Here is a 13,155-nt window from a genome sequence, read left to right as displayed (position 1 = left end):
GAAGAAAGGATGCGGATAATTTTTTGTATTGGGGCATGTGTGTGGATCTTTTCTGGCAGGATCCACTCCCGGAGTCTTCATGCGATGAGCAAGGAGTCATGATGTTAGATGTAGTCGAACTGTCGCGCTTACAGTTTGCCTTGACCGCGATGTACCACTTCCTTTTTGTGCCACTGACGCTCGGTATGGCGTTCCTGCTGGCCATTATGGAAACGGTCTACGTCCTTTCCGGCAAACAGATTTATAAAGATATGACCAAGTTCTGGGGCAAGTTGTTTGGTATCAACTTTGCGCTGGGCGTGGCCACTGGTCTGACCATGGAGTTCCAGTTCGGGACTAACTGGTCTTACTATTCCCACTATGTCGGGGATATCTTCGGTGCGCCGCTGGCCATTGAAGGTCTGATGGCCTTCTTCCTCGAATCCACCTTTGTAGGTCTGTTCTTCTTTGGCTGGGATCGTCTGGGTAAAGTGCAGCATATGGCTGTGACCTGGCTGGTCGCCTTAGGCTCTAACCTGTCCGCACTGTGGATCCTGGTAGCCAACGGCTGGATGCAGAACCCTATCGCGTCAGATTTTAACTTCGAAACCATGCGTATGGAGATGGTCAGCTTCTCCGAGCTGGTGCTGAACCCGGTCGCTCAGGTGAAATTTGTTCACACTGTGGCATCCGGCTATGTCTGTGGCGCGATGTTCATCATGGGGATCAGTGCCTACTACATGCTGCGTGGTCGTGACTTCGCCTTTGCTAAGCGCTCCTTCGCCATCGCGGCGAGCTTCGGTATGGCGGCCATCCTCTCTGTTATCGTGCTGGGTGATGAATCCGGTTACGAGATGGGCGACGTGCAGAAAACCAAACTGGCGGCGATCGAAGCAGAGTGGGAAACCCAACCGGCTCCGGCAGCCTTCACCCTGTTTGGTATTCCCGACCAGGACGCGCAGGAAAACCACTTTGCTATTCAGATCCCTTATGCGTTGGGCATCATTGCCACCCGCTCTGTGGATACGCCGGTTATCGGTCTGAAAGATCTGCTGGTGCAGCATGAAGAGCGTATCCGTAACGGGATGAAAGCTTACTCCCTGCTGGAACAGCTGCGTGCCGGTTCTGCCGATCAGTCCGTTCGCGATCAATTTAACGACGTGAAAAAAGACCTCGGTTACGGCCTGCTGCTGAAACGCTATACCCCGAACGTCTCTGACGCGACGGAAGAGCAAATCCAGATGGCGACCAAAGACTCGATTCCACGCGTTGCGCCGCTGTACTTCGCGTTCCGTATCATGGTTGGCTGCGGCATCATCATGCTGCTGATCATTGGCGCCTCCTTCTGGTCGGTCATTCGTAACCGTATCGGTCAGCGTAAATGGCTGCTGCGTGCTGCGCTGTATGGCATGCCACTGCCGTGGATTGCCATCGAATCCGGCTGGTTTGTTGCGGAATACGGTCGTCAGCCGTGGGCTATCGGTGAGGTGCTGCCAACCGCGGTGGCCAACTCCTCCCTGACCGCCGGGGATCTGATTTTCTCCATGCTGCTGATTTGTGGCCTGTACACCCTGTTCCTGGTGGCTGAACTGTTCCTGATGTTCAAATTTGCGCGCCTTGGCCCAAGCAGCCTGAAAACCGGTCGCTACCACTACGAGCAGTCCACCGTGGCTTCTCAGCCGGCACGCTAAGACAGGAGTCGTCAAATGATCGATTATGAAGTATTGCGTTTTATCTGGTGGCTGCTGGTCGGGATCTTACTGATTGGTTTTGCGGTCACTGACGGTTTCGACATGGGGGTGGGCATGCTCACCCGCTTCCTCGGTCGTAATGATACCGAGCGTCGAATTATGATTAACTCCATCGCCCCACACTGGGACGGTAACCAGGTGTGGCTGATCACCGCAGGCGGGGCGCTGTTCGCGGCCTGGCCGATGGTCTACGCGGCTGCGTTCTCCGGCTTCTATGTGGCGATGATCCTGGTGCTGGCGTCGTTGTTCTTCCGCCCGGTCGGTTTTGACTACCGTTCGAAGATCGAAGACAACCGCTGGCGCAACATGTGGGACTGGGGCATCTTCATCGGTAGCTTCGTGCCGCCGCTGGTGATCGGCGTGGCGTTCGGCAACCTGCTGCAGGGCGTGCCGTTCCACCTCGATGAATACATGCGCCTGTACTACACCGGCAACTTCTTCCAGCTGCTGAACCCGTTCGGTCTGCTGGCGGGCGTGGTCAGCGTGGCGATGATCCTGACGCAGGGTGCCACCTATCTGCAGATGCGTACCGTGGGCGAACTGCACCTGCGCTCCCGCGCCGTCTCGCAGATTGCGGCCCTGGTGACGCTGGTTGGCTTCGCACTGGCGGGTGTCTGGGTGATGTTCGGTATCGACGGTTACGTAGTGACATCGGCGATTAACCATACCGCGCCGTCTAACCCGCTGACCAAAGAAGTAGCACGTCAGGCAGGCGCCTGGCTGGTGAACTTCAATAATACGCCGGTTCTGTGGGCTATCCCGGCACTGGGCGTGGTGCTGCCGCTGCTGACCCTGCTGACTTCCCGCATGGAAAAAGGCGCATGGGCCTTCGTCTTCTCCTCACTGACGCTGGCGTGCATCATCCTGACGGCCGGTATCGCGATGTTCCCATTCGTGATGCCATCCAGCACCATGATGAATGCTAGCCTGACGATGTGGGATGCCACCTCAAGTCAGATGACGCTGAACCTGATGACGTTTGTGGCTGCCGTGTTCGTACCGCTCATTCTGGCCTACACCACCTGGTGTTACTGGAAAATGTACGGTCGTATCACGAAAGAACATATCGAAAGTAATTCTCACTCTATGTATTAAGGAAGGAGCTGAATATGTGGTATTTCGCATGGATTTTAGGAACGCTTCTTGCCTGTGCATTTGGTGTGATCACCGCCCTGGCGCTTGAGCACGTTGAAGCGTCCAAAGCTGGTGAAGAAAAACACTGATGATCGCGTATCTCTACGGGATCATGGACAAGCGCCCGCTCAGGGCGCTTTCCTTAGTGATGGCGTTACTGCTGGCGGGTTGCATCTTCTGGGACCCGTCGCGCTTTGCGGCGAAGACCAGCGAGCTGGAAATCTGGCACGGTTTTCTCATCATGTGGGCAGTGTGTGCCGGGGTGATCCACGGCGTCGGCTTTCGCCCGAAAGCCTTACTCTGGCAGGGCATCTTCTGCCCGCTGCTGGCGGATGTGATCCTGCTGGTGGGCCTGATTTTCTTTTTCAGCTGAATAAGAACTATCCGTTAATATTATGGGCTTACCCTGGCCCATAAAAATTTACTCTCTGTTTACTTTCCCCCATTCCAAACCACCATTCCCGCGCGTATAGTAGCGAAGTTTAGAAGATCTGACCCTTTTTGTATTACCGGGATGTAAAGTGAATACAACGCTATTTCGATGGCCGGTGCGTGTCTACTACGAAGACACGGATGCCGGTGGTGTGGTGTACCACGCCAGCTACGTTGCCTTTTATGAACGAGCACGCACTGAAATGCTGCGCCATCATCACTTTAGCCAGCAGGTTCTGTTGGCGGAGCGAGTTGCCTTCGTGGTACGCAAGATGACGCTGGAGTATTTTGCGCCCGCCAGACTCGACGATATGCTCGAAGTCCAAACGGAAATAACATCAATGCGCGGGACCTCAATGGTTTTCACGCAGCGGATCGTCAATGCAGAAAACACGGTACTGAACGAAGCTGAAGTCCTGATCGTCTGTGTTGATCCAATCATCATGAAGCCTCGTGCGCTTCCTAAGTCTATTGTCGCGGAGTTTAAGCAGTGACTGACATGAATATCCTTGATTTGTTCCTGAAGGCTAGCCTTCTGGTTAAACTTATCATGTTCATTTTAATTGGTTTTTCTATCGCCTCCTGGGCCATCATCATCCAGAGAACCCGTATCCTCAATGCGGCAACCCGTGAAGCGGAAGCCTTTGAAGATAAGTTCTGGTCCGGTATCGAACTTTCCCGTTTGTATCAGGAAAGCCAGGGGCGTCGTGAAAACCTCTCCGGCTCCGAGCAAATTTTCTATAGCGGCTTCAAAGAGTTTGCCCGTTTGCACCGCGCTAACAACCATGCGCCGGAAGCGGTCGTTGAAGGGGCATCCCGTGCGATGCGTATTTCAATGAACCGTGAACTGGAAACGCTGGAAACGCACATTCCGTTCCTCGGCACCGTCGGTTCCATCAGCCCGTATATCGGTCTGTTTGGTACGGTCTGGGGGATCATGCACGCCTTTATCGCCCTGGGTGCGGTAAAACAGGCGACGCTGCAGATGGTTGCACCGGGTATCGCAGAAGCACTGATCGCGACCGCTATCGGCCTGTTCGCTGCTATTCCTGCGGTAATGGCGTATAACCGCCTGAATCAGCGCGTGAACAAACTGGAACTGAACTACGACAACTTCATGGAAGAGTTCACCGCGATTCTGCACCGCCAGGCGTTTACCAGTACCGAGAGTAACAAGGGGTAAACCATGGCCAGACAGCGTGGACGGGGTCGTCGCGAACTGAAGTCCGAAATCAACATTGTACCGCTGCTGGACGTGCTGCTGGTGCTGCTGCTGATCTTTATGGCCACAGCACCCATCATCACCCAGAGCGTTGAGGTTGATCTGCCGGATGCGACAGAATCTCAGGCTGTAAGCAGCAATGACGATCCACCGGTCATCATTGAAGTATCCGGAGTAGGGCAGTACAGCGTGGTGGTTGAAAAGGATCGTCTCGATCAACTCCCGCCGGAGCAGGTCATTGCCGAAGCGCAACGACGTCTGCAGTCCAATCCGAAAACGGTCTTCTTAATCGGTGGTGCGAAAGACGTGCCTTACGATGAAATTATAAAGGCGCTGAACCTGTTGCATAGCGCGGGCGTTAAGTCAGTCGGCTTGATGACGCAGCCTATTTGATCATCTGCGTACACAACAGAGTTTTTGGGAACCCATAGTGTCAAAGGCAACCGAACAAAACGATAAGCTTAAGCGGGCGATCATTATCTCGGCGGTGCTGCATGTCATTCTTTTTGCAGCACTGATCTGGAGTTCGTTCGATGAGCATCTCGATACCGCTGCTGGCGGTGGGGGAGGTTCATCCATCGATGCCGTGATGGTCGATCCCGGCGCGGTAGTGCAAAACTATAACCGCCAGCAACAGCAGCAGGCGAGTGCAAAACGTGCTGAAGAGCAACGCGAAAAGCAGGCGCAACAGCAGGCGGAAGAGCTGCGTGAAAAGCAGGCCGCCGAGCAGGAACGTCTGAAGCAGCTTGAGAAAGAACGTTTGCAGGCGCAGGAAGCGGCGAAAGAGCAGGCGGAGCAGCAGAAACAGGCGGAAGCCGCAGCGAAGCAAGCGCAGGAAAAACAGAAGCAGGCGGAAGAGGCAGCAGCCAAAGCCGCAGCGGATGCTAAAGCGCAGGCCGATGCTCAGGCAAAACAGGCTGCTGAGGCGGCAAAACAAGCCGCAGATGCCGCTGCATTAGCCGCGAAAAAAGCCGCTGCTGATGCGCAAAAACAGGCTGAAGCAGAAGCCGCCAAAGCTGCTGCCGATGCGAAGAAGAAAGTAGAAGCCGAAGCTGCGAAGAAAGCCGCTGCCGACGCGCAGAAAAAAGCGGAAGCGGAAGCAGCCAAACAAGCAGCCCAGGAAGCCGAGAAGAAAGCGGCTGCCGACGCGGCTAAAAAGGCTGCTGCAGCAGAAAAAGCCGCCGCTGAAAAAGCGGCTGCTGCCGAGAAAGCGGCCGCTGAGAAGAAAGCCGCTGCGGCAGAAAAAGCAGCCGCCGATAAAAAAGCCGCTGCAGATAAGAAAGCTGCTGCCGATAAAGCAGCTGCTGACAAAGCTGCCGCCGCGAAAGCCGCAGCAGCGAAAAAAGCCGCCGCGGAAAAAGCTGCTGCTTCGGACGTTGATGACCTGTTCGGCGATCTGAGCTCAGGTAAGAATGCGCCGAAATCGGGTGGTGCAAAAGGTAACGGTCAGCCAGCAAAAGATAGCGGAACAAGTGGTACTAATGGTGGCGCGTCAGGCGCTGATATTAGTGCGTATGCTTCGCAAATCCGTAATGCCATTCAGAGCCGCTTATATGGCGCTGATCTGTATGCCGGTAAGTCCTGTGTGCTGCATATCAAGCTGGCACCAGACGGTCTGCTGCTGGATGTTACTGAGGAAGGCGGTGATCCTGCCTTATGTCAGGCTGCCCTGACAGCGGCAAAAACTGCCAGAATTCCTAAACCGCCTAGCCAGGCTGTTTATGAAAAAGTAAAAGATGCCAAACTGGACTTCAAACTGTAGCGATTTTCCCGCTAAAGTTAGCAAAACAGTCTACGTTTGAGGCTGTGGATTGGTAGTTTTGTTTATTTGGGTTTGTTAACATTCTGCTAAATTATCGCGGGTAAGGTTACCCGGGTATGGGAGATATGATGAAGCAGGCATTACGTGTTGCAATGAGTTTCTTAGTGCTGTGGGCAGCGGTGCTGCACGCAGAAGTGCGTATCGAGATCACCCAGGGGGTGGACTCGGCACGTCCGATTGGTGTGGTTCCATTCCAGTGGAAAGGGCCAGGTGCTGCGCCGGAAGATGTGGGTGGCATTGTTGCCGCTGACCTTCGCAACAGCGGTAAATTCAACCCGTTAGATCGTTCTCGTCTGCCACAGCAGCCGGGCACAGCGGCTGAGTTACAACCGGCGGCATGGTCTGCGCTGGGTATCGATGCGGTGGTCATGGGTCAGGTTACGCCTAACCCGGACGGCGGTTATACCGTGGCTTACCAGCTGGTTGACACCGGTGGCGCACCGGGCACCGTGCTGGCGCAGAACACTTATAAAGTGAACAAGCAGTGGCTGCGTTATGCGGGTCACACGGCAAGTGACGAAGTGTTTGAGAAGCTGACCAGCATCAAAGGCGCGTTCCGTACCCGTATCGCTTATGTCGTGCAGACCAACGGCGGCCAGTTCCCGTACGAGCTGCGCGTCTCTGACTACGACGGTTACAACCAGTTCACCGTTCACCGTTCACCACAGCCGCTGATGTCACCGGCCTGGTCCCCGGACGGTTCTAAGCTGGCCTACGTAACCTTCGAAAGCGGTCGTTCAGCGCTGGTTATCCAGACTCTGTCCAACGGCGCGGTGCGTCAGGTTGCTTCTTTCCCACGTCACAACGGGGCACCGGCATTCTCGCCGGACGGTTCTAAACTGGCGTTTGCGCTGTCTAAAACCGGTAGCCTGAACCTGTACGTGATGGACATCGGTTCCGGTCAGATCCGTCAGGTCACCGACGGTCGCAGCAACAACACCGAACCAACCTGGTTCCCGGACAGCCAGAACCTGGCCTTTACCTCTGACCAGGCGGGTCGCCCACAGGTTTATAAAGTTAATGTTAACGGCGGTGCACCGCAGCGTATTACCTGGGAAGGTTCGCAGAACCAGGATGCTGACGTGAGTGCTGACGGCAAGTTTATGGTAATGGTCAGCACGGCCGGTGGTCAGCAGCACATTGCCAAACAAGATCTGGGTGGTGGTGGCGTACAAGTTTTATCGTCAACCTTCCTGGATGAAACGCCAAGTCTGGCACCTAACGGCACTATGGTTATCTACAGCTCTTCTCAGGGGATGGGATCGGTGCTGAATCTGGTTTCTACAGATGGGCGTTTCAAAGCGCGTATTCCGGCAACTGATGGACAGGTAAAATCACCTGCCTGGTCGCCGTACCTGTAATAATAATTAATTGAATAATAAAGGAATCATAGAAATGCAACTGAACAAAGTGCTGAAAGGGCTGATGATCGCTCTGCCTGTTATGGCAATCGCAGCGTGTTCTTCTAACAAGAACGCAAGCAACGACCAGAGCGGTGAAGGCATGATGGGTGCTGGCACCGGTATGGACGCAAACGCCAATGGCAATATGTCTTCTGAAGAGCAAGCGCGTCTTCAGATGCAACAGCTGCAGCAGAACAACATTGTTTACTTCGATCTGGACAAGTTCGACATTCGTTCTGACTTCGCTGCGATGCTGGATGCGCACGCTAACTTCCTGCGTAGCAACCCGTCTTACAAAGTCACCGTAGAAGGTCACGCGGACGAACGTGGTACTCCTGAGTACAACATCTCTCTGGGTGAGCGTCGTGCTAACGCCGTTAAAATGTACCTGCAGGGTAAAGGCGTTTCTGCTGACCAGATCTCCATCGTTTCTTACGGTAAAGAAAAACCTGCAGTACTGGGTCACGACGAAGCGGCTTACTCCAAAAACCGTCGTGCCGTACTGGTTTACTAAGAGAATTGCATGAGCAGTAACTTCAGACATCATCTGTTGAGTCTGTCGTTACTGGTTGGTATAGCGGCCCCCTGGGCCGCTTTTGCTCAGGCACCAATCAGTAGTGTCGGCTCAGGCTCGGTAGAAGACCGGGTCACCCAACTCGAGCGTATTTCTAATGCTCACAGTCAGCTTTTAACCCAACTTCAGCAGCAGCTCTCTGACAACCAAACCGATATTGACTCACTGCGCGGACAGATTCAGGAAAGCCAGTATCAGCTCAATCAGGTTGTGGAGCGTCAGAAGCAGATCCTGCTGCAGATGGATAGCCTGAATAATGGCGGCGCAGCAGCGCAACCAGCAACAGGCGATCAAAGCGGCGCAGCTGGTGCAGCGGCAACGCCTCAGGCTGACGCGTCAGCCTCAGCAGGCGCGCCTGTACAGAGCGGTGACGCGAATACTGACTACAATGCGGCAATCGCCCTGGTGCAGGATAACTCGCGCCAGGACGAGGCAATGGCGGCGTTTCAGAACTTCGTGAAGAAATACCCTGATTCAACCTATCAGCCCAATGCGAACTATTGGCTGGGACAGTTGAATTACAACAAGGGTAAAAAAGACGACGCGGCATTCTATTTTGCCTCCGTGGTAAAAAATTACCCGAAATCACCGAAAGCGCCTGACGCGATGTACAAGGTCGGGGTGATCATGCAGGACAAAGGCGATACCGCGAAAGCGAAGGCCGTCTTCCAGCAGGTGGTCACTAAGTTCCCGGGCACCGAAGGTGCAAAACAAGCGCAAAAACGTCTTGCTGCGATGGGATGATTGCCGGATGACCAGAAATCGCGTTTTTTCTGGTCTTGCCGCATACTTCCTAAGCAGTTAAGTGATATTCATCAAAATATTAGTTGCGCAGAATTCTTAAATCAGTAATATATGCCGCCGTTGCCAAGGGATATCAAACAGCCCAAAAGCAGCCAAAATAGTGGGTCGTTAGCTCAGTTGGTAGAGCAGTTGACTTTTAATCAATTGGTCGCAGGTTCGAATCCTGCACGACCCACCACTAATAGCAGTTCCGGCAGTACAGAGTGGGTGATTAGCTCAGTTGGTAGAGCATCTCCTTTACACGGAGGGGGTCGGCGGTTCGAGCCCGTCATCACCCACCACTCGGGTCGTTAGCTCAGTTGGTAGAGCAGTTGACTTTTAATCAATTGGTCGCAGGTTCGAATCCTGCACGACCCACCAGCCTGAAAAGAATTAAGCAGTACATCCCGCAAGGGGTCGTTAGCTCAGTTGGTAGAGCAGTTGACTTTTAATCAATTGGTCGCAGGTTCGAATCCTGCACGACCCACCAATGTAAAAAGGCGCCCTAAAGGCGCCTTTTTGCTATCCAGCCCGATGACATTTCTCTCCAGATTCGCTATCTTGTTTAGTATACAAAACACAATAGCCATTCATTTTGCTATGTTGCGCAAAATAAAGGCGATGGTGTTAAGCCAGTAAAACGAGAAGCCAAAATGAGTGTGATGTTTGATCCTGAAGCCGCCATCTATCCTTTCCCGCCTAAGCCGGTCCCGCTGAGTCTGGACGAAAAGCAGTTCTACCGCGAAAAGATCAAGCGCTTGCTCAAAGAGCGCGACGCGGTGATGGTGGCGCACTACTACACCGATCCGGAAATTCAGCAGCTGGCAGAAGAGACAGGCGGCTGCATCTCGGACTCGCTGGAGATGGCGCGCTTCGGTGCAAAACATCCCGCTTCAACGCTGCTGGTGGCCGGGGTGCGTTTTATGGGTGAGACGGCAAAAATCCTCAGCCCGGAAAAAACCATTCTGATGCCGACCCTGAATGCAGAGTGCTCCCTCGATTTAGGCTGCCCGATCGACGAATTCACCGCCTTCTGTGACGCCCATCCCGACAGAACGGTGGTGGTCTACGCCAACACCTCGGCGGCGGTTAAAGCGCGTGCCGACTGGGTAGTGACCTCCAGCATCGCGGTCGAACTGATTGAGCATCTCGACAGCCTCGGGGAGAAAATTATCTGGGCGCCGGACAAGCATCTGGGTAACTATGTCCAGAAACAGACCGGGGCAGATATTCTGTGCTGGCAGGGCGCCTGTATCGTCCATGACGAGTTTAAAACCCAGGCGCTGGAGCGTATGAAGGGTCTCTACCCGGATGCCGCCGTGCTGGTCCATCCGGAGTCGCCACAGGCGATCGTCAACATGGCGGATGCCGTGGGTTCAACCAGCCAGCTGATTGCTGCCGCGAAAACGCTGCCGCATCGCCAGCTTATCGTTGCCACCGATCGCGGCATCTTCTACAAAATGCAGCAGGCGGTGCCGGAGAAAGAGCTGCTGGAAGCGCCGACAGCGGGCGAGGGGGCGACCTGCCGCAGCTGTGCGCACTGTCCGTGGATGGCGATGAACGGGCTGAAAGCCATTGCAGACGGGCTGGAATCGGGCGGCGCGGCGCATGAAATCCATGTGGATGCGGCGCTGCGGGAAGGGGCGTTAATTCCGCTTAACCGGATGCTGGATTTTGCGGCTACACTACGTCCTTAAGCAACGTAACGTAACGCTGAGGGAAAAAGATGGATTTTTTTAGCACGCAAAACATTCTGGTACACATACCGATTGGCGCTGGCGGCTATGACTTGTCATGGATTGAAGCCGTCGGGACGATAGCGGGTCTGCTCTGTATCTGGCTTGCCAGTCTGGAGAAGATCGTCAACTACGCGTTTGGCCTGGTGAACGTCACGCTGTTCGCCATCATCTTCTTTCAGATCCAGCTGTATGCCAGCCTGCTGCTGCAGCTGTTCTTCTTCGTGGCCAATATCTATGGCTGGTACGCCTGGTCGCGGCAGAACAGCCAGCAGGAGGCGGAACTGCAGATCCGCTGGCTGCCGTTGCCTAAAGCCCTCGGCTGGCTGGCCGCCTGCGTAGTGGCTATCGGCCTGATGACAGTCTATATCGATCCGGTGTTCGCCTTCCTTACCCGCGTGGCGGTGTCGGTGATGAGCAGCCTGGGCCTGAACGTCACCATGCCGGAGCTGCAGCCTGATGCCTTCCCGTTCTGGGATTCGTGCATGATGGTGCTCTCGATTGCCGCCATGATCCTGATGACCCGCAAATATGTCGAAAACTGGCTGCTGTGGGTGATCATCAATGTGATAAGCGTGGTGATCTTTGCTCTGCAGGGTGTCTATGCCATGTCGCTGGAGTATATGATCCTCACCTTTATTGCCCTGAACGGCAGCAGGATGTGGATTAACAGCGCGCGTGAACGAGGTTCCCACGCGCTGGCACGTTAATGGTGATGATGGGCGTGGCCGGACTGGATCTCGTTGAGGTGGCAGTTCGGTCCGTTACAGGGGGTGTACTCCATCTGGATAGTGCTATGCGCGATGGCGTAATGGTGCTCGAGAAAATGCTGGATACGTCCCAGGAGCGCATCGTGATCGTGGGGAGGAATGACCTGGACATGCAGGGTCATCAGCGGCTTTTCGCCCACCATCCAGACGTGAATATGATGCACGTCGCGCACTTCAGGAATAGAGCGGGTTAAGTTGCGCTTTAACGCCGGAATATCCAGCGAGGCCGGCGCACCCTCCAGCAGCTCATTCACACTCTCCTGCAATAACCGCCAGGCGCTGCGTAATACCAGACACGAGACAACAATCGACAGAATCGGGTCTATCGGCGTCCAGCCCGTCCAGAGGATCACCAGCGCCGCAACGATGGCTCCCACCGAACCCAGCAGATCCCCCAGCACGTGTAGCGCCGCCGCCCGCACGTTGAGATTTTTCTCCTCACTGCCGCGATGCAAAATCCAGAACGCCAGGATATTGGCGATAAGCCCGGCAACCGCCACTACCATCATGGTAACGCCCGCAACAGGCTGAGGGTATCGGAACCGCTGGAAGGCTTCCCAGACAATTAAAATGGTGATCAATACCAGCGCGATAGCGTTAACGAATGCAGCAAGCGTCGTGAGGCGCAGCCAGCCAAAGGTGCGGCCATGGCTTGGCGGGCGACGGGCGAATACTACTGCCAGCAGGGCAAACAGCAGTGCAGCCGCGTCCGTTAACATATGCCCGGCATCGGCCAACAGCGCCAGCGAGCCGGAAATCAGCCCGCCGATCACCTCAATGATCATAAAGGTAGCGGTGACGCCGAACGCCAGCATTAAGCGTTTAGCATTTCCATCCTGCGAAGAAGGGGTGTGTGAGTGGGTGTGCGCCATGAATACTATCCCGGTCCATTATTATTGTAAGTGTAGCGTTTTTAACATCTTGCACAAAAAATAAAGGAGAGCCGTAGCTCTCCTTCATCATAACCGCATTACTGTTGATTACTGTTGATTACTGTTGATTACTGGGTCGTGCCGTCAGTTTTTTGCTCTTGCGGAGTTCGTTCAGAATCGACTTTACCGGACTGATCCGGGCATTTACCGTCTTTACACATCGAGTTCTTGTGCTGATCGTCTTTGGTCATGCCGTCGTTACCCATCTTGCTTGGGTCGTCATTACCCATGATGGAATTAGAGCCACCCGTTGTAGAGCTATTGCCGCTACCGGTAGTGGTACCGCTAGTGGTGGCGTTAGTACCATCAGGATTTAACATGGTGCCGCTGCCGCCGCTGGTTGTACCTGTGGTACCAGAACCCGTATTAATCTGGCTGTTACCGGTATTATTTGGAGCAATATTCTGATGCGCATCAGGCGCTACTGCTCCCGCATCCGCCGCGGCATTCGCCTGGCCGTTATTGGTGCTGGAGCCTGTATCTGCCGCCAGCGCTGCACCGCTTGCCATGGTGAGTGAAGCTGTCAGGAAAAGAGTGGCGAGTTTAGTCATTTTCATCATGCTGCTCCTGTTCTGGTCGTTATGTTCTGGATAACTTCTTTCCACAGTGCATATGCG

15 protein-coding genes and 4 tRNA genes are annotated in these 13,155 nt (G+C 54.4%); 17 read left to right on the top strand and 2 right to left on the bottom strand.

The features are described 5' to 3' along the window. The first annotated feature begins 101 nt into the window (after positions 1–101). From cydA to pnuC, 17 genes are all read left to right on the top strand, one after another. Complete coding sequence (gene cydA / locus M8318_RS19215) at positions 102–1,670, top strand: cytochrome ubiquinol oxidase subunit I (protein ID WP_262664028.1); 1,569 nt, start codon at positions 102–104, stop codon at positions 1,668–1,670. A 15-nt stretch (positions 1,671–1,685) separates the two neighbouring features. Continuing rightward, a complete protein-coding gene (gene cydB, locus M8318_RS19210; RefSeq protein WP_262664027.1) occupies positions 1,686–2,825 on the top strand; it encodes a cytochrome d ubiquinol oxidase subunit II in 1,140 nt (379 codons plus the stop codon). Positions 2,826–2,839: 14 nt separating this feature from the next. After that, complete coding sequence (gene cydX, locus M8318_RS19205; protein ID WP_006177208.1) at positions 2,840–2,953, top strand: cytochrome bd-I oxidase subunit CydX; 114 nt, start codon at positions 2,840–2,842, stop codon at positions 2,951–2,953. After that, a complete protein-coding gene (gene ybgE, locus M8318_RS19200; RefSeq protein WP_106992379.1) occupies positions 2,953–3,237 on the top strand; it encodes a cyd operon protein YbgE in 285 nt (94 codons plus the stop codon). The genes cydX and ybgE overlap by 1 nt, the downstream gene beginning before the upstream one ends. 148 nt (positions 3,238–3,385) lie before the next feature. Then, on the top strand, positions 3,386–3,790 hold the full coding sequence (gene ybgC, locus M8318_RS19195) for a tol-pal system-associated acyl-CoA thioesterase (RefSeq protein ID WP_106992380.1): 405 nt from the start codon (positions 3,386–3,388) through the stop codon (positions 3,788–3,790). After that, entirely contained in the window at positions 3,787–4,479 is a 693-nt protein-coding gene (gene tolQ, locus M8318_RS19190) for a Tol-Pal system protein TolQ (protein WP_106992381.1), read from the top strand. Before ybgC ends, tolQ begins: the two co-directional genes overlap by 4 nt. Positions 4,480–4,482: 3 nt before the next feature. Next, positions 4,483–4,911, top strand: a complete 429-nt coding sequence (gene tolR, locus M8318_RS19185) for a colicin uptake protein TolR (RefSeq protein WP_106992382.1) — start codon at positions 4,483–4,485, stop codon at positions 4,909–4,911. 37 nt (positions 4,912–4,948) lie between these two features. Further along, the gene (tolA, locus tag M8318_RS19180; protein WP_262664025.1) at positions 4,949–6,280 is read left to right on the top strand and encodes a cell envelope integrity protein TolA; all 1,332 of its coding nucleotides are present in this window, start codon (positions 4,949–4,951) and stop codon (positions 6,278–6,280) included. 128 nt (positions 6,281–6,408) lie between these two features. Further along, positions 6,409–7,701 carry a Tol-Pal system beta propeller repeat protein TolB gene (gene tolB / locus M8318_RS19175; RefSeq protein WP_262664024.1) on the top strand — a complete coding sequence of 431 codons (1,293 nt, stop codon included), beginning with the start codon at positions 6,409–6,411 and terminating at the stop codon, positions 7,699–7,701. 34 nt (positions 7,702–7,735) lie between these two features. Continuing rightward, complete coding sequence (pal, locus tag M8318_RS19170) at positions 7,736–8,257, top strand: peptidoglycan-associated lipoprotein Pal (protein ID WP_106992384.1); 522 nt, start codon at positions 7,736–7,738, stop codon at positions 8,255–8,257. Between the two features lie 9 nt (positions 8,258–8,266). Beyond that, positions 8,267–9,061, top strand: coding sequence for a cell division protein CpoB (gene cpoB / locus M8318_RS19165; protein WP_106992385.1), 795 nt, complete (start codon positions 8,267–8,269; stop codon positions 9,059–9,061). 162 nt (positions 9,062–9,223) lie between these two features. Then, positions 9,224–9,299 (top strand) — tRNA-Lys (locus M8318_RS19160). Positions 9,300–9,326: 27 nt separating this feature from the next. Next, a tRNA-Val gene (locus M8318_RS19155) sits at positions 9,327–9,402 on the top strand. Between the two features lie 3 nt (positions 9,403–9,405). Continuing rightward, a tRNA-Lys gene (locus tag M8318_RS19150) sits at positions 9,406–9,481 on the top strand. A gap of 33 nt (positions 9,482–9,514) precedes the next feature. After that, positions 9,515–9,590: transfer RNA gene (locus tag M8318_RS19145), tRNA-Lys, on the top strand. A 163-nt stretch (positions 9,591–9,753) separates the two neighbouring features. After that, positions 9,754–10,797 carry a quinolinate synthase NadA gene (gene nadA, locus M8318_RS19140; RefSeq protein ID WP_262664023.1) on the top strand — a complete coding sequence of 348 codons (1,044 nt, stop codon included), beginning with the start codon at positions 9,754–9,756 and terminating at the stop codon, positions 10,795–10,797. A 29-nt stretch (positions 10,798–10,826) separates the two neighbouring features. Next, positions 10,827–11,546: a nicotinamide riboside transporter PnuC gene (pnuC, locus tag M8318_RS19135; RefSeq protein ID WP_166181885.1), complete on the top strand. Its 720-nt coding sequence runs from the start codon at positions 10,827–10,829 to the stop codon at positions 11,544–11,546. On the opposite strand, the gene zitB is transcribed toward pnuC, so the two are convergent. Further along, the gene (gene zitB / locus M8318_RS19130; RefSeq protein ID WP_262664022.1) at positions 11,543–12,478 is read right to left on the bottom strand and encodes a CDF family zinc transporter ZitB; all 936 of its coding nucleotides are present in this window, start codon (positions 12,476–12,478) and stop codon (positions 11,543–11,545) included. The genes pnuC and zitB overlap by 4 nt on opposite strands. Positions 12,479–12,606: 128 nt before the next feature. Beyond that, positions 12,607–13,095 carry a protein YbgS gene (locus tag M8318_RS19125; protein WP_106992389.1) on the bottom strand — a complete coding sequence of 163 codons (489 nt, stop codon included), beginning with the start codon at positions 13,093–13,095 and terminating at the stop codon, positions 12,607–12,609. Positions 13,096–13,155 lie beyond the last annotated feature (60 nt).

The organism is Leclercia tamurae (assembly GCF_025566055.1).
Lineage (GTDB): Bacteria > Pseudomonadota > Gammaproteobacteria > Enterobacterales > Enterobacteriaceae > Enterobacter > Enterobacter tamurae.
Note: the sequence above shows the minus strand (reverse complement) of the source record. Positions and strands in the feature narration are given on the sequence as shown.

Bases quoted from the DNA above. Each gene is read 5' to 3' on its own strand.
- cydX (WP_006177208.1), top strand. From the start codon at position 2,840: ATGTGGTATTTCGCATGGATTTTAGGAACGCTTCTTGCCTGTGCATTT.
- cydA (WP_262664028.1), top strand. From the start codon at position 102: ATGTTAGATGTAGTCGAACTGTCGCGCTTACAGTTTGCCTTGACCGCG.
- ybgE (WP_106992379.1), top strand. From the start codon at position 2,953: ATGATCGCGTATCTCTACGGGATCATGGACAAGCGCCCGCTCAGGGCG.
- tolR (WP_106992382.1), top strand. From the start codon at position 4,483: ATGGCCAGACAGCGTGGACGGGGTCGTCGCGAACTGAAGTCCGAAATC.
- zitB (WP_262664022.1), bottom strand. From the start codon at position 12,478: ATGGCGCACACCCACTCACACACCCCTTCTTCGCAGGATGGAAATGCT.
- nadA (WP_262664023.1), top strand. From the start codon at position 9,754: ATGAGTGTGATGTTTGATCCTGAAGCCGCCATCTATCCTTTCCCGCCT.
- M8318_RS19125 (WP_106992389.1), bottom strand. From the start codon at position 13,095: ATGAAAATGACTAAACTCGCCACTCTTTTCCTGACAGCTTCACTCACC.
- cydB (WP_262664027.1), top strand. From the start codon at position 1,686: ATGATCGATTATGAAGTATTGCGTTTTATCTGGTGGCTGCTGGTCGGG.
- pnuC (WP_166181885.1), top strand. From the start codon at position 10,827: ATGGATTTTTTTAGCACGCAAAACATTCTGGTACACATACCGATTGGC.
- tolB (WP_262664024.1), top strand. From the start codon at position 6,409: ATGAAGCAGGCATTACGTGTTGCAATGAGTTTCTTAGTGCTGTGGGCA.
- cpoB (WP_106992385.1), top strand. From the start codon at position 8,267: ATGAGCAGTAACTTCAGACATCATCTGTTGAGTCTGTCGTTACTGGTT.
- pal (WP_106992384.1), top strand. From the start codon at position 7,736: ATGCAACTGAACAAAGTGCTGAAAGGGCTGATGATCGCTCTGCCTGTT.